Annotated in this window: 19 protein-coding genes, 1 tRNA gene and 1 pseudogene; 14 read left to right on the plus strand and 7 right to left on the minus strand. The window is 70.3% G+C overall.

Going from position 1 to position 20,061, the window contains the following annotated elements:
- Positions 1-129 carry a hypothetical protein gene (locus tag OHA64_RS20025; RefSeq protein WP_405624444.1) on the plus strand — a complete coding sequence of 43 codons (129 nt, stop codon included), beginning with the start codon at positions 1-3 and terminating at the stop codon, positions 127-129.
- Between the two features lie 243 nt (positions 130-372).
- On the opposite strand, the gene OHA64_RS20030 is transcribed toward OHA64_RS20025, so the two are convergent.
- On the minus strand, positions 373-1,362 hold the full coding sequence (locus OHA64_RS20030; protein WP_405614881.1) for an SMI1/KNR4 family protein: 990 nt from the start codon (positions 1,360-1,362) through the stop codon (positions 373-375).
- A 362-nt stretch (positions 1,363-1,724) separates the two neighbouring features.
- Between OHA64_RS20030 and OHA64_RS20035 the strand changes: the two genes are divergently transcribed.
- Together OHA64_RS20035 and OHA64_RS20040 are read left to right on the plus strand one after the other, a co-directional pair.
- A complete protein-coding gene (locus OHA64_RS20035; protein ID WP_405614883.1) occupies positions 1,725-2,384 on the plus strand; it encodes a YwqJ-related putative deaminase in 660 nt (219 codons plus the stop codon).
- 93 nt (positions 2,385-2,477) lie between these two features.
- Entirely contained in the window at positions 2,478-2,972 is a 495-nt protein-coding gene (locus OHA64_RS20040; protein WP_405624033.1) for an SUKH-3 domain-containing protein, read from the plus strand.
- Between the two features lie 77 nt (positions 2,973-3,049).
- Here the strand turns inward: OHA64_RS20040 and OHA64_RS20045 are convergent, their stop codons facing one another.
- The gene (locus OHA64_RS20045) at positions 3,050-4,366 is read right to left on the minus strand and encodes a sensor histidine kinase (RefSeq protein WP_405614885.1); all 1,317 of its coding nucleotides are present in this window, start codon (positions 4,364-4,366) and stop codon (positions 3,050-3,052) included.
- 278 nt (positions 4,367-4,644) lie between these two features.
- Between OHA64_RS20045 and OHA64_RS20050 the strand changes: the two genes are divergently transcribed.
- From OHA64_RS20050 to OHA64_RS20080, 7 genes and pseudogenes are all read left to right on the plus strand, one after another.
- Positions 4,645-4,716: transfer RNA gene (locus tag OHA64_RS20050), tRNA-Gln, on the plus strand.
- A gap of 116 nt (positions 4,717-4,832) precedes the next feature.
- Positions 4,833-6,281 (plus strand): bifunctional UDP-N-acetylglucosamine diphosphorylase/glucosamine-1-phosphate N-acetyltransferase GlmU, encoded by a 1,449-nt coding sequence (gene glmU / locus OHA64_RS20055; protein WP_405614888.1) that lies wholly within the window; start codon positions 4,833-4,835, stop codon positions 6,279-6,281.
- Between the two features lie 133 nt (positions 6,282-6,414).
- The gene (locus OHA64_RS20060; RefSeq protein WP_405614890.1) at positions 6,415-7,395 is read left to right on the plus strand and encodes a ribose-phosphate diphosphokinase; all 981 of its coding nucleotides are present in this window, start codon (positions 6,415-6,417) and stop codon (positions 7,393-7,395) included.
- Between the two features lie 196 nt (positions 7,396-7,591).
- A complete protein-coding gene (locus OHA64_RS20065; RefSeq protein WP_405614893.1) occupies positions 7,592-8,185 on the plus strand; it encodes a 50S ribosomal protein L25/general stress protein Ctc in 594 nt (197 codons plus the stop codon).
- Positions 8,186-8,254: 69 nt separating this feature from the next.
- Complete coding sequence (gene pth, locus OHA64_RS20070; RefSeq protein ID WP_405614895.1) at positions 8,255-8,857, plus strand: aminoacyl-tRNA hydrolase; 603 nt, start codon at positions 8,255-8,257, stop codon at positions 8,855-8,857.
- A gap of 53 nt (positions 8,858-8,910) precedes the next feature.
- The gene (locus OHA64_RS20075) at positions 8,911-9,417 is read left to right on the plus strand and encodes a hypothetical protein (RefSeq protein WP_405614897.1); all 507 of its coding nucleotides are present in this window, start codon (positions 8,911-8,913) and stop codon (positions 9,415-9,417) included.
- Between the two features lie 136 nt (positions 9,418-9,553).
- A pseudogene (locus OHA64_RS20080) lies at positions 9,554-10,254 on the plus strand (LPXTG cell wall anchor domain-containing protein).
- Between the two features lie 67 nt (positions 10,255-10,321).
- Here the strand turns inward: OHA64_RS20080 and ppc are convergent.
- A complete protein-coding gene (ppc, locus tag OHA64_RS20085) occupies positions 10,322-13,075 on the minus strand; it encodes a phosphoenolpyruvate carboxylase (RefSeq protein WP_405614899.1) in 2,754 nt (917 codons plus the stop codon).
- Positions 13,076-13,365: 290 nt separating this feature from the next.
- On the opposite strand from ppc, the gene OHA64_RS20090 reads away from it, so the two are divergent.
- Both OHA64_RS20090 and OHA64_RS20095 read left to right on the plus strand, forming a co-directional pair.
- On the plus strand, positions 13,366-14,376 hold the full coding sequence (locus OHA64_RS20090; protein ID WP_405614901.1) for an acyl-CoA desaturase: 1,011 nt from the start codon (positions 13,366-13,368) through the stop codon (positions 14,374-14,376).
- Positions 14,373-15,050 (plus strand): TetR family transcriptional regulator, encoded by a 678-nt coding sequence (locus OHA64_RS20095; protein ID WP_405614903.1) that lies wholly within the window; start codon positions 14,373-14,375, stop codon positions 15,048-15,050. Before OHA64_RS20090 ends, OHA64_RS20095 begins: the two co-directional genes overlap by 4 nt.
- A 28-nt stretch (positions 15,051-15,078) precedes the next feature.
- Here the strand turns inward: OHA64_RS20095 and OHA64_RS20100 are convergent, their stop codons facing one another.
- Positions 15,079-15,894: a trans-aconitate 2-methyltransferase gene (locus OHA64_RS20100; protein WP_405614905.1), complete on the minus strand. Its 816-nt coding sequence runs from the start codon at positions 15,892-15,894 to the stop codon at positions 15,079-15,081.
- 117 nt (positions 15,895-16,011) lie between these two features.
- Between OHA64_RS20100 and tamR the strand changes: the two genes are divergently transcribed.
- Positions 16,012-16,509: a MarR family transcriptional regulator TamR gene (tamR, locus tag OHA64_RS20105; protein WP_405614907.1), complete on the plus strand. Its 498-nt coding sequence runs from the start codon at positions 16,012-16,014 to the stop codon at positions 16,507-16,509.
- On the opposite strand, the gene OHA64_RS20110 is transcribed toward tamR, so the two are convergent.
- The gene (locus OHA64_RS20110) at positions 16,468-17,235 is read right to left on the minus strand and encodes a LuxR C-terminal-related transcriptional regulator (protein ID WP_405614909.1); all 768 of its coding nucleotides are present in this window, start codon (positions 17,233-17,235) and stop codon (positions 16,468-16,470) included. The genes tamR and OHA64_RS20110 overlap by 42 nt on opposite strands.
- 259 nt (positions 17,236-17,494) lie before the next feature.
- On the opposite strand from OHA64_RS20110, the gene OHA64_RS20115 reads away from it, so the two are divergent.
- Complete coding sequence (locus OHA64_RS20115; RefSeq protein ID WP_405614911.1) at positions 17,495-17,950, plus strand: GNAT family N-acetyltransferase; 456 nt, start codon at positions 17,495-17,497, stop codon at positions 17,948-17,950.
- A 1-nt stretch (position 17,951) separates the two neighbouring features.
- Here the strand turns inward: OHA64_RS20115 and OHA64_RS20120 are convergent, their stop codons facing one another.
- Positions 17,952-18,734: an enoyl-CoA hydratase/isomerase family protein gene (locus tag OHA64_RS20120; RefSeq protein ID WP_405614913.1), complete on the minus strand. Its 783-nt coding sequence runs from the start codon at positions 18,732-18,734 to the stop codon at positions 17,952-17,954.
- The gene (locus tag OHA64_RS20125) at positions 18,637-19,995 is read right to left on the minus strand and encodes a cytochrome P450 (protein WP_405614915.1); all 1,359 of its coding nucleotides are present in this window, start codon (positions 19,993-19,995) and stop codon (positions 18,637-18,639) included. The genes OHA64_RS20120 and OHA64_RS20125 overlap by 98 nt, the downstream gene beginning before the upstream one ends.
- Positions 19,996-20,061: the final 66 nt, after the last annotated feature.

Genomic DNA, 20,061 nt, shown 5'->3' on the forward strand with positions numbered 1-20,061 from the left:
TTGTCCGCCGCCTCCTGCAACCACTCCGGCGGGCTCAACAAGAAGGACGTCTGGTTCAGGTCCACCCGAGCCGCGGGCGCCGACGTCGGCTGGTCCACCGGGTCGGGACGGCCGTACTCCTCCTCGTAGCGGCGGATCACCTCACCCACCGGCAGCGAGGGCCACAGCGTGGCCTCCCCGCTGTCCCGCGCGATCACCAGCCGCTGCCTGCCGCCGTCGCCGCGCGGCCCGTCCGCGCGGTCCTCGGCCCACACCACGAAGCCGAGCTCGAACTCCCGCACCCGCACCTCACAGTGCTGGTACGACGGCACATCCCCGTTGATCCACTCTTCCGCGCGCTCCTGCGCCTGCGCGAACGTCACCATCGCTGACTCACTCCCCCACGGAAGAGACGGGAACGGACCGCGCGAACCCGCCGTCCACCATCAGGTTCGCCACGGTCTCCAACTCGGGCGGATTGCCCGCCAGCCGCGACAGGAAGACGTCGAAGTCCTCACCGCACGGCAACAACAGCCGCTCCACCCGCTCGGCCGGCGGCAGCCCCGGGTCCACGTCCCGCGCGTCGTCGTACGCGCAGAACCACACCGAGCCGAGCCGCTCGCCCTTCACCTTCACGGCCAGCAGACCGCCCTGCACGAACCCGACGCCCAGGTAGTCCTTGGTCAGATGGTCCCGCAGGCACTTGTTGACGTACACGAGGTCGTTGACCGCCGCCTCGTCCCGCACCGTGAAGAACGGCTGGTCCACCAGCAGCCCCAGTTCCGCGTCCAGCGCCGCGCCCACCGGCGCACAGCCGCCCGCCGCCTTCAGGAACGTCCGGTACGCACCCGGCAGCCGGTACCCGAGGTCCTCCTCGACCCCCTGTACCTGCGCCTCCGTCACCGCGACTCCCGACTTCGGCAGCCCGACGTGCGCGGGGCGGGTCTCCTGAAGCGGCCTGGTGCCGCGCTTGTCCTGGGCGACCATCGCCGTCGCGATGCCGCCGTGATGCCGCAGAAGCGCCTTGACCTCGACGGGAACCAGCTCCAGCCGCCGGCCGCCGGCCACGTGGTGCCACGTCCAGCCGTGCGGCGTCGCCACCGCCGGCACCGTGTCCCACAGTTCGTGCCCGGTCGCCGACAACGCCGCGTTCGCCGACACGTAGTCCGTCAGCCGCAGTTCGTCGACGCCGAATCCCTCCGGCGGGTCGGCGATCTCCACCGCCGCCCGCGCGTACGCCGAGAAGTCGGGGTAGCCGCGCTCATCGATCCGTACCCCTCTGGGGTGACGGGCCGCCCGGACCGGATCCGGGAAATGCACGACCTGCCCGGCGTAGGCCGCGTTCGGCGGCGCGGCTTGCTGCCCGAGCCGACCTGTCGTCATGGCGGTTGCCCCCTGCGGCACTCTGTACGACCCGTAGTGACCAGCTCCGCGCCACTACGCCCCGTATCGACTGTCTCGTCCGTCACGACGACCGTCTCGACCCACGTCTCGACGCCCGCCCCGACTTCTCTCCGCTTCTGTCCACGCGTTGACCGCGTGGATCGCGGTGCCGACAGCCTATGCGGTACCGCAAGACCGGTCACCGGGCACCGGCCGACGGCCCTCCGCTTCCGTGACCAGCCGTCACCCCGTCGTGACAGCCAGCCCGAACACGGGCGTGTCGCACCGCCCCAGCTTCCGCACCAGCCACACCATTTGGCAGTCTGTGTCAGCCGGGGGATGCCCGGGAGGGGATGACGATCATGAACGCGACGCAGACGGGACCGCACCCAGGACCGCGACCAGGCACGTCCGGAGACCCACGGACCAGCACGCCGGCGGACCAGCACACCGGATCCCGGACCGAATCACAGCCCAGATCGCAGCCGGGCGCGGAGCCCGGATCGCAGCCCAGACCGCACAGCGGTGCGTCCTTCGGCCCGTCCGGAGACCCCCGTATCGGCTGGAGCAGCACGGAGACCCCGCACGCTCCCGCCCTGCGGCACCGTCGCGACGGCATACTCCCCACCGTCGCCGCCGCCCTCTCCGTCCGCGGCGTCACCCTCACCGGCACGCCAGCCCGCGGCGACCAGCCGCCCGCCCTGCACCCCCTGGTCCAGGACTTCCTCGACACCCTCCCGAGCGGACAGCGGGACCGCTTCACCGGCCGCTGCGCCGAGGCCATGCTGATGTCCCGGCACATCGCCGCCGTCGACGCCACCCGCAGCAAGCGGGCCGCCCGCAAGCCGATGACCAACGGCGAGGCCCGCAGAGCCCTCAAGCAGGCGAAACTCACCACCCGGCGGATCCGCGAGGACGGCGACCCCCTGCACGGCAGCTTCGCGGCCCCCTGCCGGGCCTGCACAGCGCTCAGCGCCCACTTCGGCGTCCGTGTGGTCGACTCCACATCGACGGGCGGCTGAGCCGGTCACCCACCCATCACGTACATCAGCGTGCACAGCCACACGTACCTCGGCACGTACACAGGCAACGGCGCCTCGACGAACGAAGGGCAGATGCACCCCGACCGCACCTCCACCACGCGCTTCGCCGTTACCGTCGACGCCACTCTGCGCGCCGCCGGCTGGCTACCGGGACGCTGGGACATAAAGCAGGCCGAGATCTGGGCCGACGCGCTACGTGAACATGCCTCGCCCGCCGGACATCGGCACGCGGTCTTCCCCGCCGCCGTGGAGGCCTGGGCCGAGTTCGGCGGTCTCCACCTCGCCCCGACCGGCCCCGGCCGTCAGGTCGCCCCCGTCGGTCTCCACTTCGATCCCCTGCACGGCCTCCACCTGGCCCGCACCCTCGCCGACCTCGGCCGCGCGCTCGACACCGAGGTCTGCCCCCTCGGCGCCGAGACCGACAGCCAGGCCCTCCTGGCCATCGACACCGAAGGCCGCGTCTACGCCCTCGACCACACCGGCGACTGGTACCTGGGGCACGACCTCGACCAGGCCCTCACCACACTCGTCTCCGGCATCGAACCGACCCGCCTCACCACGGGCTGAACAACCGCACCCACAGCACCCGCAGCACAAAGAACACGAATCACCGCCCCGCCCGCACAGCCCCACGGCCCCAGGCCCTACGAAGCCGGAATCACCGCCGACACCCGGAAGCCCCCCGCGTCCGTGGGCCCGGACACGAACACCCCGCCCAGGGCGAGGACCCGTTCCCTCATGCCCACCAGCCCGTTGCCCCCCGACGGCAACCGCGCGGCCGCGGCGGTGGCCACCTCGTCCGGGGGGTCGTTCTCCACCTGCATCGCGATCTCCGCCACCCGGTGTGCCAGCCGTACGTGCGTCTTCGCCCCCGCCGCGTGCTTGTGGACGTTCGTCAACGCCTCCTGCACCACCCGGAACGCCGTCTGCTCGATCTCCGCCGTGTACTCCCGCGAGTCCCCGTCCACCGACAGTTCGACGACCATTCCGGCGGCCGCCGACTGCCCCACCAGCACGTCCAGATCCGACAGCCACGGCCCGTCCGCCGCGCTCTCGTCGTCCGCGGCCCGTGAGGCCGCCGCCGCGGCCGCCACCCCCACCGCCGCCAACGGCACATCCTCACGCCGCACGGGTGCGCCCTCAGCGCTGCGCAGCACACCGAGCATCTCCCGCAGCTCGGTCAACGCCTGGCGTCCCATGTCCCCCACGAGCGCCGCGTTCTTCACGGCCTTCTCGGGGTCCTTCCGCGCGATCGCCTGGAGCGCGGCCGCGTGCACCACCATCAGGCTCACCCGATGGGCGACGACGTCATGCATCTCCCGCGCGATCCGGGTCCGTTCCTCGCCCCGCGCCCACTCGGCCCGTTCCTCGGCCCGCTCCGCGAGCAACTGAAGCTCCCGCTCCAGGCTGTCGGCGCGCTCCCGCAAGCTCTCCATCAACCGACGCCGGGCCCCCACGTACAGCCCCAGCAGCAACGGCGGCGCGGTCAGCCCGAGAGAGGTCGTGATCGAGGCGAAGGGGACGAACCAGTCCCCCATCGTCAGGTCGCCCCGGGCCATGTCCTGCCGCACCCGTACGAACGTCACGATCAACGTCCCCACCAGCGACATCCCCGCCAGCGCTCCGATGATCCGGCGCGGCAGCTCCGAGGCGGCCAGCGTGTACAGGCCGACGATGCCCATCAGGAAGCCCATCTGGGCGGGAGTGATCGCGATCGACACCAGCACGACCGCGATCGGCCACCGCCGCCGCAGTACCAGCACCGAGCCGGCCAGCAGCCCGAACACGATCCCCGCCGCCAAGGGGATCCCCGCGTCCCGCGCGAACGGCACCCCCTCCACGGCACACTCCGCCGCGGACACCAGCGCCAGACCGACGTCCAGCACCGCGCTTCGCCACCTCGCCCACCACCACGGCGGCCCTTTCTCGGCCGCCGCGTGCTGTTCCCCCGTCGTGGTCATGACTCCAGCCTACGGTCGCCGGGCGCCCCTTTTCCGGTGAGTTTCCGTGACTGGCCCACACCACACTCCGTGACCGGACGGCGACGAATCCGCCCGATATCCCTCGAACTGCTGAATCGCTCACCGTTCGACCCTGGAAGATCGGATTCCGCCACCGAGGGCGCCTCGTTGTACCGTCGCGTGGACGTTGTACCGTCGCCCGGAAGGCGCTCGGTACGGCATAGTGTTGGGTGCCGACTCGACGATCCAGCCGAATGTCCGGTTCAGTCGAGCGTCATTCCCCCGTGGTGTAATTGGCAGCACTGTGGCTTTTGGTGCCATCTGTCCGGGTTCGAGTCCTGGCGGGGGAGCAGCGGCGGTCCGGGCCCTGACCACAGCGTCGGGGCCCTTACTCATGTCCCTCGCGAAACGCCCCGGTATCCTGCGGATGTCGAACCCCACCCCCCAGAAGCCGAAGGGCAACCCCGTGAGCGCCATTCGCCCGGCAGCCGTCGTCGTTCTCGCAGCGGGTGAGGGCACCCGTATGAAGTCGGCCACACCGAAGGTCCTGCACGAGATCTGTGGCCGTTCCCTCGTGGGCCATGTGCTGGCCGCCGCCCGCGAGTTGCAGCCGGAGAACCTGGTCGTGGTCGTGGGCCACGCCCGCGAGAAGGTCACCGCGCATCTCACCGAGGTCGACACCGAGGTCCGTACGGCCGTACAGGCACAGCAGAACGGCACCGGGCACGCCGTACGGATGGCGCTCGAAGAGCTGGGCGGCTCGGTGGACGGGACCGTGGTCGTCGTCTGCGGAGACACCCCGCTGCTGACCGGCGAGACGCTTCAGCAGCTCGCCGCGACCCACTCCGCCGACGGCAACGCCGTCACCGTGCTGACGGCCGAGGTGCCGGACGCGACCGGGTACGGCCGGATCGTGCGGGACGGGGCGTCGGGGACGGTCACCGCGATCGTCGAGCACAAGGACGCGTCCGAGTCGCAGCGCGCGATCCGGGAGATCAACTCGGGGGTGTTCGCGTTCGACGGACAGTTGCTCGCCGACGCGCTCGGGAAGGTGCGTACGGACAACTCGCAGGGCGAGGAGTACCTGACCGACGTCCTGGGGATTCTGCGCGAGGCCGGTCACCGGGTCGGCGCCTCCGTCGCCGGCGACCACCGTGAGATCGCCGGGATCAACAACCGCGTGCAGCTGTCCGAGGCGCGGCGGATCCTCAACGGCCGGTTGCTGACCAGGGCGATGCTCGCCGGTGTCACCGTCATCGACCCCGCGACGACGTGGGTCGACGTCACCGTCACGTTCGAGCAGGACGCCACCGTCCACCCGGGGACGCAGCTGCACGGGTCCACGCATCTCGGCGAGGGCGCGGTGGTCGGCCCCAACAGCCGGCTCACCGACACCCGGGTGGGGGCCGGCGCCCGGGTCGACAACACCGTCGCGGACAGCGCGGAGGTCGGCCCGCAGGCGACCGTGGGGCCGTACGCCTATCTGCGTCCCGGCACCCGGCTCGGAGCGAAGTCCAAGGTCGGTACGTACGTGGAGACCAAGAACGCCTCGATCGGCGAGGGGACGAAGGTCCCGCACCTCTCCTACGTCGGTGACGCGACGATCGGCGAGCACACCAACATCGGTGCGGCGAGCGTGTTCGTGAACTACGACGGTCAGGACAAGCACCACACGACGGTCGGCTCGCACTGCCGTACCGGTTCGGACAACATGTTTGTGGCTCCCGTCACGGTCGGGGACGGTGCGTACACCGCCGCCGGGTCCGTGATCACGAAGGACGTGCCGCCCGGTTCGCTGGCCGTGGCCCGCGGCCAACAGCGGAATATCGAGGGCTGGGTGGCCCGTAAGCGTCCGGGAAGCGCGGCGGCGAAGGCCGCCGAGGCCTCTTCCCGTCAGGCAGAAAGCGAAGACTGACCGGAAACGGACGCGCCGGGCACGGCGTACCGTGATAAGTGCACACCCGCACCCCACCACCCGAGACGACCTCTCGCAGCCAGCTGAGACGGCCGTCCGGTACCCGCTGAGAAACCTCTGAGGAGACAGTGCTGTGACCGGGATCAAGACGACCGGCGAGAAGAAGATGATGTTCTTCTCCGGCCGCGCCCACCCCGAGCTTGCCGAGGAGGTCGCCCAGCAGCTGGGTGTCGGGGTCGTCCCGACCAAGGCCTTCGACTTCGCGAACGGTGAGATCTACGTCCGTTACCAGGAGTCGGCACGTGGTGCGGACTGCTTCGTGATCCAGAGCCACACGGCTCCGATCAACCAGTGGATCATGGAGCAGTTGATCATGATCGACGCGCTGAAGCGGGCGTCGGCCCGCTCCATCACCGTCATCGTGCCGTTCTACGGTTACGCGCGGCAGGACAAGAAGCACCGCGGACGTGAACCCATCTCGGCGCGCCTGATCGCCGACCTGATGAAGACGGCGGGCGCCCACCGCATCCTCACGGTCGACCTGCACACCGACCAGATCCAGGGCTTCTTCGACGGCCCGGTGGACCACCTGTTCGCGCTGCCGATCCTCGCGGACTACGTGGGCGCGAAGGTCGACAAGTCGAAGCTCACGGTCGTCTCCCCGGACGCCGGACGCGTGCGCGTCGCCGACCGCTGGTGCGACCGGCTGGGCGCGCCCCTCGCCATCGTGCACAAGCGGCGCGACAAGGACGTGGCGAACCAGGTGACCGTCCACGAGGTCGTGGGTGAGGTCAAGGGCCGGGTGTGTGTGCTAGTCGACGACATGATCGACACCGGTGGCACGATCTGCGCCGCCGCGGACGCCCTGTTCGCGCACGGCGCCGAGGACGTCATAGTGACGGCCACCCACGGAGTGCTCTCCGGTCCGGCCGCCGACCGGCTGAAGAACTCGCGGGTGAGTGAGTTCGTGTTCACCAACACGCTGCCCACGCCGGGTGAGTTGAGCGGTGACCTGGACAAGATCACGGTGCTGTCGATCGCGCCGACGATCGCGAGCGCGGTGCGTGAGGTGTTCGAGGACGGTTCGGTGACGAGCCTGTTCGACGAGCAGTAGAGACCGCTGCGGTACCGCGGCAAAGATCCTTTTGGGTACGGCCTCCCCCTCCGAGTAGACTGCCGAAGTTGCTCGGCGAGGGAGGCCGTACCTGTTCGCGCAGGTGGTGGCTGTCCGTTATCGACGCGCTCTTCGTAGCAGGCCGTTCGTGGCCGGGTGACCACGTCCGTCCTAGTTCCCACGAGGAGTGATCCGCATGTCCGAGATCAAGATCGCCGCGGCGACCCGTACCGAGTTCGGCAAGGGTGCCGCCCGTCGCATCCGCCGTGACAGCAAGGTTCCCGGCGTTCTGTACGGCCACGGTTCCGACCCGATCCACCTCACGCTTCCCGGCCACGAGCTGCTGCTCGCGCTGCGTACCCCGAACGTCCTGATCGCCCTGGACATCGACGGCAAGTCCAACGAGCTGGCGATCCCGAAGTCCGTGCAGCGTGACCCGATCAAGGGCTTCCTGGAGCACGTCGACCTGCAGCTGGTCACGCGTGGCGAGAAGGTCAACGTCGAGATCTACGTGCACACCGAGGGCGAGCTGGCCCCGGGCGGCAACCTGCTGGAGCACGTCCTGAACGCGCTTCCGGTCGAGGCCGAGGCCACCCACATCCCCGAGTCGGTCACGGTCTCCGTCGAGGGTCTGACCGCCGGTGACTCCATCCTCGCCAAGGACATCCCGCTGCCGGCGGGCACCAAGCTGGGCGTCGACGACGACACCGTCGTCCTGCAGATCCTGGCCGCGCAGGCCGAGGAGGCCACCGAGGACGAGGCCGAGGGCGACACGGCCGCCGAGGCCTGATCCTCACCTTCGTCGTTTCGTCAGCCGCTGTTCCCCACGGGAACGGCGGCTGGCGCATATCAAGGAGACGTGGACTTGACGACCGATGCCAACGCGCCCTGGCTGATCGTGGGGCTGGGCAATCCGGGGCCGGAGTACGCGGCGAACCGGCACAACGTCGGTTTCATGGTCGCCGATCTGCTCGCGGAGCGGATGGGGGGCCGGTTCAAGCGGGCCGGCAAGGCGCAGGCGCAGGTCGTCGAGGGGCGGATCGGGCCCCCCGGTCCGGCGAACCGGCGGGTGGTGCTGGCGAAGCCGATGTCGTACATGAACCTGTCGGGCGGGCCGGTGAACGCGCTCAAGGACTTCTACAAGGTGCCGGTCGCGAACATCGTGGCCGTGCACGACGAACTGGACATCGACTACGGCACCCTGCGGCTGAAGCTGGGCGGCGGGGACAACGGGCACAACGGGCTGAAGTCGATGACGAAGGTGCTGGGTTCCGAGTATCACCGGGTGCGGTTCGGGATCGGGCGGCCTCCGGGGCGTCAGCCGGTCGCGGACTTCGTGCTGAAGGACTTCTCGGCGGCGGAGCGCAAGGAGCTGGACTACTTCGTGGACCGGGCCTCGGACGCTGTCGAGGCGCTGGTGATCGAGGGGTTGGAGCGGGCGCAAAGCACGTACAACTCCTGACTTGTCCGCCCACCGGGCCCCGCTGAAGTTGACCGGACGCAGGACCATGGCCAATGATCCCCGCCATGTCGCGCGCCTCAGCCACCCCGTCCCGCCGGACCTCGGTCGTCGCGCTGCGGTTCGGGCGGATCGCGGCGATGGGCACGGTCGCGGTGCTGATCCTGATCGCGGGTGTGTGGGCGTCCTGGGGCTCCGCTCAGCACGTGATGCTCACCAAGGGGCGGGAGCGGGGCACGATCCAGGTGGCGCGGTGCGGTGCGGACACCTGCACGGGCCCGTACACGCCGTTGTCGGCCGGTTCGCGGGCCAGGAAGAGCGTGGTCATCGAGCACACGGTCGCCGTGCGCAAGGGCCGGACCTACGACGTGGTGATCAAGCCCGGCAGTGACGACGTGGTGCGGTCCGGTCCCGCCGGGATCCTCTACGCGTGGGTGCCGATGGGCGGGGCCCTGTTGCTGGCGTCGGTGGTGGTCGCGGGCGGGTTGCGACGGACACGGGCCGCGTGGGCGCTGGCGGGGTCGGGGGTCGCGCTGCTCACGGCAACTTTTGTGCTGGTCTGAGGGACTTCGGCGGTCTCGACTTCCATGGCCGAACGCTTCGTTCCCTGTTCGTGATTGACCTGCGGTCAGTCCCGGCTGGAAGCTGAGCCACCCCCTCCACATCTTCCCTTTCACATCTGGAAGATGGAACCGCCCCATGCGTATCCTCAGCCGCGCCGGCGTCCTGTCCGCCGTAGCAACAGCGGCCTTCCTGACCGCCCCCCTCGCACATGCCACGCCTCTTGCCGTCGTTCCTGGCGACAACGGCACCGTGAAGATCCACGACGCCACCACCGGCGAGGCGCTCCGTAAGAACGAGCCCCACGTCTGCACCTTCTACCTCGACGCCTTCGGCTTCGACGCCGTCCAGCAGGTCGACTGGCACATCGAGGCCTGGCCCCGACGGCCGACGTCAAGGGCGAGACCGTGAAGTCCGGCGAGATCGCCCTGGACGCCGACGGTCACGGCCGCACGGACGACCTGTCGCTGCCCGACGGGCACTACAAGCTGTTCTGGAACTTCGACGGCGAGAACGGCGCCGCCAAGCACAAGGTGTTCTGGACCGACTGCGAGGACGACGGGGACGGCGGCGGTTCGACGCCGTCCGGGTCGGCCTCGCCGAGCTCTTCTCCGAGCTCCTCGGCCGGCGAGTCGGCGGACCCGTCAGCGTCGCCGAGCCCGAGCTCGTCCGCCGGCGGGTCGACGGCCCCGTCGGCCTCCTCCTCCCCGTCCGCCCCGGGCACCGGTGGCGACCTCGCCGAGACCGGCAACGGTGCCCCGGTCGGCCTGCTGTCGGGGGCCGCGGCCGCGCTGGTCGCCGCGGGCGGTTACCTGATGTTCCGTCGCCGCAGGGCCTGATCGCGCATACGGCGGTGCCCCCGAGCCTCAAAGAGGCTCGGGGGCACCGCCGTTCGTACGAGGACCGTCAGCCGGTGTTGCGCAGGCCCGCGGCCACGCCGTTGACGGTGAGCAGGAGTGCGCGGGAGAGCAGCGGGTCGGCTTTCTCGCCCGTGGCGGCCGCGTCGCGCTGCCGCTTGAGCAGGGCGACCTGGAGGTAGGAGATCGGGTCCAGGTAGGCGTCGCGGATGGCGACGGTCTGCTTGAGGACCGGGGTGGCGTCCAGCAGTTCCGTCTCGCCCGTCACCCTGAGCACCTCGCGCACGGTGAGTTCGTGCTCGGCCCTGATCGTCTCGAAGACGTGCTTGAGCTCGTCGGGGACCAGGGTGTCGACGTAGTGCTGGGCGATCCGCAGGTCCGTCTTGGCGAGGGTCATCTCGACGTTGGAGATGAAGTTGCGGAAGAAGTGCCACTGCTCGTGCATCTCGTCGAGCACGACGTCCCCTTCCTCCCGCAGGCCGGCCTCACGCAGGGCCTTGAGACCCGAGCCGACCCCGAACCAGCCGGGCACGATCTGCCGGGACTGGGTCCAGCCGAACACCCACGGGATGGCGCGCAGTCCGTCGAGCGAGACGCCCGAGCCGGGGCGGCGGGAGGGCCGCGAGCCCAGGTGCAGGTCGGCGAGCTGGTCGACCGGCGTGGAGGCGAGGAAGTACGTCGGCAGGTCGGGGTCCTCGACGAGCCTGCGGTAGGCGGCCTCGGCGGCGTCGCTCACCACGTCCATGGCCGCGTCCCAGCGGGCCAGCGCCTCGACCGACTGGCGGGGGGCGGTGTGCAGGGCGGACGCCTGGAGCGTGGCCGCGACGGTCAGCTCCAGGTTCTCCCTGGCCAGGGACGGCACGAGGTACTTGTCGGAGATGACCTCGCCCTGCTCGGTCACCTTGATCTCGCCCTCCAGGGTGCCCCAGGGCTGGGCGAGGATCGCGTCGTGGGAGGGGCCGCCGCCGCGGCCGACGGTGCCGCCGCGGCCGTGGAAGAGACGCAGCCGGACGCCGTAGCGGTGGGCGACGTCACGCAGACGCCGCTGGGCGCGGTGGATCTCCCACTGGCTGGTGGTGATGCCGCCGAACTTGGAGGAGTCGGAGTAGCCGAGCATGACCTCCTGGACGTCGCCCCGCAGCGCGACCAGGCGCCGGTAGGACGGGTCGGAGAGCATGTCCTCCAGGATCGTGTCGGCGGCCTTGAGCTCGTCGGTGGTCTCCAGCAGCGGCACGATGCCGACCTTCGCCCAGCCGGCGTGCAGGTCGACGAGGCCCGCCTCGCGGGCGAGGACGGCAGCGGCGAACACGTCGTCGGCGCCCTGGCACATCGAGATGATGTACGACTCTATGACCTCGGGTCCGAAGACCTCCAGGGCCCGCTTCACGGTCTGGAACACGCCGAGGGTCTTCTCGCCGGCCGCGTCCACGGGCGCCGGGGTGGACGCGAGCGGGCGGCGTGAGCGCAGCTCCTTGGCGAGCAGCTTGGCGCGGTACTCGCGGGGCATGTCGGCGTACCGCCAGGACTCCTCGCCGAGGCGGTCGAAGAGCTGGCCGAGGGCGTGGTGGTGGGCGTCCGCGTGTTCGCGTACGTCCATGGTGGCGAGCTGGAGGCCGAACGCGGCGAGGGTGCGGATCGTACGGTCCATGCGGCCGTCGGCGAAGAGGCCGCCGCGGTGCTCGCGCAGGGAGGTCTGGATCAGGGTGAGGTCGTGGATCAGCTCGGCGGTGCCGAGGTAGTCGCGGCCCTGCTCGTGCGGGATGCCCTTGGCCAGGCGCAGCTTGGTGTTCTCCAGCTTCTGCCGGATGCAGGTGGCCTTGAGGCGGTAGGGCTCCTCGGCGTTGAGGCGCTTGTAGCGGGGGCTGATCTCCGGGAGGCGCTCCAGGTCGGTGCCGAGGGAGTCCAGGAGCTCGTCGGTGGCGCCGGTGTAGCGGATCGAGTTCGACAGGAAGCCGCGCAGCTCGTCGACCGTCTCCAGGGCGTCGTTGATGCCGTGCTCGTGCTGGAGGATGAGAACGTCCCAGGTGACCTGGGGGGTGACGTTCGGGTTGCCGTCGCGGTCGCCGCCGATCCAGGTGCCGAAGGTGAGCGGCCGGGTGTCGTCGGGGAGCGTGACGCCGACCCGCTCCAGTTCCGCCGTCAGGTCCTCCAGGACGTCCCCGACCGCGCCCGCGTGCAGCTCGTCCAGGTAGTAGATGGCGTTGCGGGCCTCGTCGGCGGGCTCGGGGCGTACGACGCGCAGCTCGTCGGTCTGCCAGACGAGGTCGATGTTCTCGGCCAGCCGGGTGTCGTGACGGCGGCGGTCGGACTCGATGACCGGGGTCTCCAGGAGCGCGGCGATGCGCCGGAGCTTGTTGAGGACCGAACGGCGGGCGGCCTCGGTGGGGTGGGCCGTGAACACCGGGCGAACGTTGAGGTTGGCGACCGTCTGGCGCAGGTGCTCGGGGTCGGCATCCTTGAGGCGGTCCGCGGTGCGGGCGAGGAGACCGCCCTCGGCGGCGCGCTTGGCGCGCAGCTCGCGGCCGCGGTGGACCTGCTCGGTGACGTTGGCCAGGTGGAAGTAGGTGGAGAAGGCGCGGACCAGCTTGGCGGCGGTCTGCAGTTCGGTGCCGCGCAGCAGCTCGGCGGCGGCTTCGCCGTCCTCGCGGGTGAGACGGCGGACCTTCTCGACCAGCTCGAGCAGCTCGGGGCCCTCCTGCCGGACGAGGGTCTCGCCGAGGAGGTCACCCAGTCGCCTGATGTCGGCGCGCAGGGCGCTGCTCGTTGTCGTGGTCCGGGTTGTCAGGTCGTCGGCACTGCTCACAGGTGCGGCTCCTTGCAGTGTTGAAGCTCGTCTGGGAGGGAACCCGGACGGCGGCCTCTGGCGGCGCTGCCGCATATGAGGCCGGACAGCCGGGAAGAATTCAGAGCGGACCGCGCTGTCCGACCGACATAAGGATAGGTGTCCGGGTGGACGCGCAGACTGTCGGGCTCTTGCCGACCGGCATCGCGCTGCCATACTTACGATGCCGTAGGTTACGGAACCGTAGGAAGCACTGCCCGGTTCCCGTGACCTGGCATCGGCCTCATTCCAAGACCCCACAGGGGACGCGCATGACCTCAAGCTCCGACGTGATCGAGGACCCTTCGAAGGGGACTGACGGCTCCACGGCGCCGCTCGCCACCCTGGGTGGCGAACAGAAGCGTTCGATCGAGCAGATCACGCTGCTGCTCTTCATCACCGTCCCCTTCCTCGCGCTGGTGGCGGCCGTGCCGCTGGCGTGGGGATGGGGCGTGAGCTGGCTGGATCTCGGCCTGCTGGTCTTCTTCTACTTCCTGGGCTGTCACGGCATCACGATCGGTTTCCACCGTTATTTCACCCACGGTTCCTTCAAGGCGAAGCGACCGCTGCGGATCGCGCTGGCGATCGCGGGGTCGATGGCGGTCGAGGGTCCGCTGGTGCGCTGGGTGGCCGACCACCGCAAGCACCACAAGTTCTCGGACGCCGACGGCGACCCGCACTCCCCCTGGCGGTTCGGGGAGACGGTCCCGGCGCTGATGAAGGGCCTGTGGTGGGCCCACATTGCCTGGATGTTCGACGAGGAGCAGACGTCACAGGACAAGTACGCCCCGGATCTGATCAAGGACGGCGCGATCCGGGCGATCTCCCGCCAGTTCGTGCTGTGGACGTTCCTCTCACTGGCGCTGCCTCCGCTGATCGGCGGGCTGGTGACGATGTCCTGGTGGGGCGCGTTCACGGCGTTCTTCTGGGGCTCGCTGGTCCGGGTGGCGCTGCTGCACCACGTGACCTGGTCGATCAACTCGATCTGCCACGCGGTGGGCAAGCGCCCGTTCAAGTCGCGGGACCGCTCCGGCAACGTGTGGTGGCTGGCCGTGCTGTCCTGCGGTGAGTCCTGGCACAACCTGCACCACGCCGACCCGACGTCGGCGCGGCACGGGGTGGAGCGGGGGCAGCTGGACTCCTCGGCACGCTTCATCCGTTGGTTCGAGATGCTGGGGTGGGCGTACGACGTGCGCTGGCCGTCACGCTCGCGTATCGATTCCCGCCGTCACACCGGGGAGGACGGCTCCCGGCGGAAGAGGGAGCCGGCCGAGGCGGCATGATTGACGCCGTGGCGACCGACTCCAGCAGCACCCCGAGCAATGACAAGCCGCGGCGTGCGCGTCGCACCCGGATGACCGGTGCCGAGCGCCGCCAGCAGCTGCTGGAGATCGGTCGCACCCTCTTCGCGGCGAAGGGTTTCGAGGGCACGTCGGTGGAGGAGATCGCGGCGAAGGCCGGGGTGTCCAAGCCGGTGGTCTACGAGCACTTCGGCGGCAAGGAGGGGCTGTACGCGGTGGTGGTGGACCGCGAGATGCGGCGCCTGCTGGACATGGTGACCAGCTCGCTGACGGCCGGCCACCCCCGAGAGCTCTGCGAGCAGGCCGCCTTCGCGCTCCTCGACTACATCGAGGAGTACACGGACGGTTTCCGCATCCTGGTCCGTGACTCCCCCATCCCGCAGTCGACGGGCACCTTCGCCTCGCTGATCTCGGACATCGCCACCCAGGTGGAGGACATCCTGGGCCGCGAGTTCAAGAGTCGCGGCTTCGACCCCAAGCTGGCACCCGTGTACGCCCAGGCCCTGGTCGGCATGGTCGCCCTGACCGGCCAGTGGTGGCTGGACGTCCGCCGCCCGAAGAAGGCGGAGGTGGCGGCCCACCTGGTGAACCTGGCGTGGCACGGTCTGGACGGGCTGGAGGCGAAGCCGCATTTGATAGGGCGCCGCAAGAGCTGAACGGCCGGCTCGGGGGCGGCGCCCAGGGTCACACCCTCTTGCGCGCCACCGCGAAGACACGGCGGAACGGGTACGCGGTGCCGTGGGCGCCGGCCGGATACGCCTCGCGCAGGGCCGCCCGGTACTCGGCGACGAACGACTCCCGTGCGCCCGGATCGTCGTCGAGGGCGGTGAGGACGGGACGCAGGCCGGTTCCCTTGACCCAGTCCAGGACCGGGTCCTCGCCCTCCAGCAGATGGACGTACGTCGTCTCCCACGCGTCCACCTCGCAGCCGAGGTCGGCCAGCCGCTCCAGGTAGGACCGCGGGGTGTGGACGGCGTCGTCGTGCCGGAGGGTGTCGGCCAGGCGGTCCTTCCAGCGGGCGGAATGAGCGAGTTCTCGCATCAGCCGGTGGCTCGGGGAGTCGAAGTTGCCGGGCACCTGGAAGGCGAGGGTGCCACCGGGCGCCAGCCCCGCCACCCAGTCCGCGAACCGCTCCACGTGGCCGGGGACCCACTGCAGCGTGGCGTTGCTGACGATCAGGTCGTACGGCCGGGTGGGCGCCCAGGTCCCTACGTCGGCGTGGGCGAAGCCGAGCCGGCCGCCGCCCGCGGTCGACCCCTCGTACTCCGCGTGGGCCCGGTCGAGCATCTCGGGCGAGTTGTCGTACCCGGTGACGAGGGCGGCAGGCCAGCGGGCGGCGAGCAGGCTGGTCACGTTGCCGGGGCCGCAGCCCAGGTCGGCGATGCGGGGCGGGTCCGTGGGAAGGTCGGGGACGCGGGCCAGGAGGTCGATGAAGGGGCGGGCTCGATGGTCTGCGTGACGCAGGTACTGGGCGGGGTCCCAGGTGGGGGCGGCGGACATGGGGCCTCCTCGGTGTGACCGTGATCGACGGTCTCAGGATCCTCGCCGATTTACCTTGATGTCAAGAGACTTCACGTCAAGAGACTTCACGTCGACACAACCACTACACTGATCGTCATGGAGGACGAGGTCGATCGGCTGGTCGCAGCATGGCGCCGGGAGCGCCCGGACCTCGACGTGGAGCCGCTGGAGGTACTCAGCCGGGTGAGCAGACTGGCCCGGCACCTGGACCGGGCACGTCGACTGGCCTTCGCCGAGCACGCCCTCGAGCCCTGGGAGTTCGACGTGCTGACCGCGCTCAGGCGGGCGGGGACGCCGTACCAGCTCTCGCCGGGGCAGTTGCTGACGCAGACCCTGGTCACCTCGGGCACGATGACGAACCGCATCGACCGGCTGGCGAAGAAGGGCCTGGTGGAGCGGCTGCCCGACCCGAGCGACCGGCGCGGTGTGCTGGTCCGCCTCACGGTGGAGGGCCAGGACCGCGCGGACCAGGCCCTGGCCGGCCTGCTGGACCAGGAGCGCGCGATCCTCGCGGAACTCTCCCGCGCCCAGCGCGGCGAACTGGCGGGTCTGCTACGCCAGCTGACCGCCCCGTTCGACAACATCCCCGGCTAGGTCCACGGGGCCGACACCGGCCCGGCGGGCCAGCGCGACGGCGGCCAGGGTGGAGTGCACCCCGAGCTTGCCGAGCACGTTCTGCATGTGGGTGCGGACGGTGTGCGGGGAGAGGAACAGCCGCTCGGCGACCGCCTTGCGGCCGAGGCCCGCGACCATGCAGCGCAGTACCTCCCGCTCGCGCGGGGTGAGGGACTCCACCAGGCGTTCGCTCTCGGTGCGGTGCTTGCGGGCTGCCGTCAGCTCCCGCAGCACACCGGTGAGCAGCGCGGGCGGCAGATGGGTCTCGTCCCGCAGCACGCCCCGGATGACCGTGAGCAACCGGGACAGCGAGCAGTCCTTGGCGACCCATCCGCAGGCGCCGGCCTGCAGGGCCAGCGCGGCCCGCCGGGGGTCGTCCTTCTCGGCGAGCACGACGATCCGTACGGCGGGCTGCGCGGAACGCACGCCGACGACCAGCGAGATACCGTCGACGAGGCCGTCCTCGCCCACCTCCTGGACAGCCACCGCGGGCCGTATGCCCGCCACGTTGCAGCCCAGGTCGGCGTCGACGAGCAGCACGTCGTAGCGGCGCCCCTCGGCTGCCGCGCGCTCCAGACTGCGCAGCGCGGCCGGGCCGCTGCCCGACGCTGAGACCTCCACGTCGGGCTCGGCTGCCAGGGCGGCGGCGAGCGACTCTGCGAAGATGCGATGGTCGTCGACGACCAGCACTCGGATGCGAACCACGAAACCCCCTTCCCCAAGCTCCTGAAGAGCAGGGGATACCTCAAGGTCCGGCGAATGGTGACGGAGCGCGGGTACGACACCTGGGGATGACGTCACCGCACGGCCGCCGCCGTGCAGAGACCGCTACCCCCCATTCGGGCGTCGTACCCGACTGTCTCGCCCCCTGATCAGCACCGGCCCCCACCGGTGCTGTTCATCAGAGTACGGGCGGGGGGCCAGAGCGGAAGGTAATTTGCAGAACTGACTGTCCGACGCGTTTATGGTGAGCCGCATGTTTCGTATCGAGACAGAAGTCGACAAGGAACGGCGCGATCTGCTCCGGAATCGGCTGCGGGAGACGAACACCGCCGCCTCTCCCGTCCTGCGCGCCCTGCGCACCACACCCGACGCACGCGAGGTCCCCCTCCACATCTGGGCGCTGGACGACAGCGACGCCCTGGTCGGCGGCCTCGTCGGTCACACGTGGGCGAGCTGGCTGCATGTGACGTATCTGTGGGTCGACGAACGCCACCGGGGCTCCGGTCTCGGCTCCCGGCTGCTCGCCCGGGCGGAGCGGACGGCCCGCGGCAGGCGGGGCTGTGCCGCCGTACGCCTGGAGACCTGGGACTTCCAGGCACCGCGGTTCTATCAGAAGCGGGGCTACGAGGTGGTCTGCGTGATCCCCGACTATCCGCCGGGGATCACGGAGTACACGCTGGTCAAGCGGTGGGGGTGAGTCAGTCGGCGCCTCCTCGCCCGTTCTCGGCGACGACCGCAGCCATCAGTTCGGCGTCGAGGGCGGAGGGATCGGCCAGCCGTGTGGCGGCGGTGTAGGCGTTGAGCATCGTTTTGGTGACGCGCAGGGCGGCGGGCGGGCGTCTGGTGATGGGCTTGGCCCATGCTGTGACAGCCGCGTCGAGTTCCTCGGCGGGAACGGCCTTGTGCAGGATCGAGAGGGACAGGGCTTCTTGAGCGTCGAAGGCACGGCCCGTGAGGACCAGTTCACGGGCGCGGGCGGGGCCGACCTCGTTGAGCAGCCGGGGCAGCAGACCGCCCCAGGCCATGGGCAGACCGAAGGCGAGTTCGGGCAGCCGGAAGCTCGCGTCCTCGGCGCCGACGCGCAGGTCGCAGGCGAGCGCCAGGGCGAACCCGGCGCCTATCACCTTGCCGTGGACCCGGGCCACGGTGACCGCGGGGTTGGACGTGAGCGCCTCGCTCACGCGCCGGGCCTTGGTCCCCGAGACCCGGACGCCACCGCCCGCGGGGTCCACGACCAGATGCTCGGCGATCTCGGTACGGTCGCCGCCGACGCAGAAGTCGTCCCCGGCACCGGACAGGACGAGCACGCGCACGTCCGGATCCTGGTGGGCGAGGACGGCCCACAGGTCGTCCAGCATCGCGTCGGTGACGACATTGCCCGGCTCAGGGGTGCTGAGCTCGATGAACAGGACACTGTCCTGCCGGTGGACTCGCAGGGTTCTCAGCGAGAGGCGGGGGCGCAGGGCCGGCGGGGTCGTCATCTGAGGTCACTTTCAGGGAGGTCACGCGGCGGAACACCATCCGGGGCGCGTAAGCGGGGGCGGACACCGGGCGCAGAGTCTGGAAACGTTTCATCAGCTCGGTCAGGAGCGTACGGCCTTCGAGTCGGGCCAGGGCCGCTCCCAGGCAGTAGTGGATGCCTCCGCCGAAGGTCATGTGAGCGCCGCCGCGCAGGACGTCGAAGCGTTCCGGGTGCTCGTTGCGCCGTGGGTCGTGGGCGGCCGCGCCGTACATCACGTGGACCATCTGGTCCCGGGCGATCGGGGTGCCCGCGAGGACGGTGTCGTCGGCGGCGATACGGGTGTTGATGTGCACCGGGGGGTCGTAGCGCAACGCCTCCTCGACGGCGTCCTCGACGTGTTCGGGGTGTTGGCGCAGCCACTCCCACTGGTCGCGGTCCCGGGTCAGTAACCAGACGGCGGTGGCCATCAGGGTCGCCGAGGTCTCCAGCGAGGCGATGGTGATGAACATGACCAGGTCGTAGACGGTCCGGTCGGCGGCGGCTGGGTCGTCGGGGAACTGCTCGTCCCAGTGCCGGATCCAGCCGGAGACGACGTCGTCGCCGGGGTGGGCGCGACGTTCCGCGATGAGCTCGGTGAAGAACGTCCGCATCTCCGCGGTCGCCTGCTGGGAGACGGCCAACTCGCTCTTGGTGGGCAGGAGTTCCTGGGAGTGGACCTGGCGGTGGGTGAAGTCGAGGATGTGCGCGTGGTGTCGCGCGGGGATGTCGAGCCACTCTCCGACGGTGAGGACCGGCAGCTGGTCACCGACGACGGTGACGAAGTCGGCCTCACCGCCGTCGCGTATTCGCTCGGCCAGTTCGTCCACGATCCGCCGGGCGTGGTCCGCGATGCGGGGTGCCAGAGAGTCGAGGGTGTGACGGTCGAAGAGGTTGCCCAGGCTGCGGCGTTGGCTCGTGTGGCTCGGCGCGTTGAGCCGGAACAGGGCCCGGCTCATCGCCTGGACCGCCGAATCCTGCCAGCGTTCGGGATGGGGTTGCCGTTCCTGCCAGGCGAGGTCCGGCACCAGCCAGTTCCTGCCGCGCAGGACCTGGTTGCAGGCGTCGTGCCCGGTGACCAGGTAACCGCCCCACGGGGCGGGAACGACGTCGCCGAGGGCGCGAAGTCGGTCCCACACGGGCAGCGGATTGCTCTGGCCTTCCGGGGAACGCAGGCGCCGGAGAAGTGAGATGACGGCTCGACGGTCAGTGGTGGTTCCGCTTATGTCGCCAACGGCGGTCACGCGGAGCTCCTTTATGGCTGGGCGCTTCCGTTACTTGCGGAACCTACCCTTCCCCTATCCCGCGTC

The sequence above is a fragment of the Streptomyces sp. NBC_00076 genome (assembly GCF_045041235.1).
Lineage (GTDB): Bacteria > Actinomycetota > Actinomycetes > Streptomycetales > Streptomycetaceae > Streptomyces.